This window comes from Microvirga sp. P4_G7 (genome assembly GCF_056401005.1).
On the sequence record NZ_JBFUKD010000655.1, the window covers coordinates 1 to 2,032 of the forward strand.

Below are 2,032 nucleotides of genomic sequence, written 5' to 3' on the forward strand. Positions count from 1 at the left end.
CCGTCAACGCCTATGCCACCCTCCAGCGCACGATGGCGGAGGGCGCCGGAGCCGCCGGGCTCGCCGCCATGCTCACGCAGCCGGAGCTTTTCCGGGGCAAGAAGGTCTGCCTCGTGCTCTGCGGCGGCAACATCGACGCGCGCATCCTCGCCTCGGTGATGGTGCGCGAACTGGAGCGCGACGACCGCATCGTCTCCTTCCRCATCACCTCCCATGACCGCCCGGGCCTGCTCGGCCGCGTGGCGACCCTTCTGGGGGCGCTCGGCGCGAACATTCTGGAGGTGTCGCACGGGCGGCTCTACCTCGATGTGCCCGCCAAAGGCGTTTCCATCGACATCACCATAGAAACCCGCGATTCAATGCATACATCTGAGGTGTTCGAGGCCTTGGCCAAGGACGGTCTGGCGCCCCGCCGGGTCGGCCAGCAATGCCTTTCAGAGAGCGCTTACTGAGGAGACGACGACCATGACGAGCGGGCCGACCATGACCCCCGTGACCATCAATGCCTACGAAGTCGATCCGCGCCTGACCCAGGGCACGATCTCGCGTCGCCTGTTCGCCTATGTGGTGGACGTGATCATGATCCTGATCTGGTCGATGATCGTCAGCGTCGCCATCGCATTCCTCGGAGTGCTGACGTTCGGCTTCGGCTGGGCGTTGTTCGGCCTCGTGCCGCTCACCGCCATCGTCTACAACGCGCTGATGATCGGCGGCCGCTCGCAGGCCACCGTCGGCATGAAGATGATGGGCCTTCGCGTCGTCGACTCGCTCACCGGGGGACGGGTGCACGTCATCACCGCCGCGGCCCACGCGCTGTTGTTCTACGTCGCCGTCGGCACGTTCGCCCTCTGGCTCCTGGACTTCCTGATCGGCGCGTTTCGAAACGACAGCCGCTTCGGACACGATCTCTTGACCGGCGTCACCTTCATTCGGGACTGACGCTTCCGGGACTCTTCCGAGACCCCCGAAAATCCGGTGCCGCGACGTCTCGCCAATCTGGTGCTGGACGAACGCGGCACCAATGTTATCGTAAGGCGTTGAAGTCAGCGTCGATGGTCCCAACAAAGGCCCCATAGCGTGACGAGCCAGCCCCGCGATCCTCCGCAATTCTACCTCACGTCACCGACCGCCTGTCCCTATCTTCCCGGCAAGGAAGAACGGAAAGTCTTCACGCACATCGTCGGCCGGCGCGGGAGAGACCTGAACGAGATCCTGACCCAGGGCGGCTTCCGCCGATCCCAGACCATCGCCTACCGGCCGGCTTGCGAAACCTGCCGGGCCTGCATCTCGGTGCGGGTCGTCGCCAACGATTTCGCGCCCTCCGGCAACCTGCGCCGGATCCTGAAGACGAACGGCGATCTCATCGGCACGGTCGTCCCCAACCGTCCCTCCTCCGAGCAATATTCGCTGTTTCGCCGCTACCTCGATTCCCGCCACGCCGACGGCGGCATGGCCGACATGACGGTGCTCGACTATTCCATGATGGTGGAGGACAGCCACGTGGACACCTGCATCGTCGAATACCGCCGCCGCGGCATCGACAGCGGCATCACCGGCCGCGGCGAGGGCGACCTCGTCGCCCTGTGCCTCACCGACGTCATGAGCGACGGCCTGTCCATGGTGTACTCGTTCTACGATCCCACCCTGCACGACCGCAGCCTCGGCACCTTCATGATCCTCGACCACATCCGCCGCGCCCGCACCATGGGCCTGCCCTACCTCTACCTGGGCTACTGGGTCGAGGGTTCCCCCAAAATGGGTTACAAATCCCGCTTCCGCCCCCAGGAACGCCTGATGCCGAGCGGCTGGATCCGGGTGGATTGAGCCGGGTTGGGCTGAGCCGTGCTCCCCACCACGTCCTCACCGGGCTCGTCCCCCCAAGTGTCATTCCCGGCCGGAGATGGCGGAGCCATCGCAGGGGAAGGGAACCCATAGCGCCGGACCGTGCCGCACCGTGGTGCTCGTGAAGACGCGCCAGGCCTGGGTCCCCTTCCCTCGCTTACGCTCGCCGGGGATGACACGTCGGCGCCCC

3 protein-coding genes are annotated in these 2,032 nt (G+C 65.6%); all 3 read left to right on the plus strand.

Annotated elements, in window-relative coordinates; all coding sequences use genetic code 11:
- Window positions 1-452 (plus strand): ACT domain-containing protein (locus tag AC1DT3_RS19150; RefSeq protein WP_477466805.1); only part of this gene is annotated, 452 nt, incomplete at its 5' end.
- A gap of 13 nt (window positions 453-465) precedes the next feature.
- On the plus strand, window positions 466-939 hold the full coding sequence (locus AC1DT3_RS19155) for an RDD family protein (RefSeq protein WP_477466806.1): 474 nt from the start codon (window positions 466-468) through the stop codon (window positions 937-939).
- 138 nt (window positions 940-1,077) lie between these two features.
- Window positions 1,078-1,824, plus strand: a complete 747-nt coding sequence (locus tag AC1DT3_RS19160) for an arginyltransferase (protein ID WP_477466807.1) — start codon at window positions 1,078-1,080, stop codon at window positions 1,822-1,824.
- Window positions 1,825-2,032: the final 208 nt, after the last annotated feature.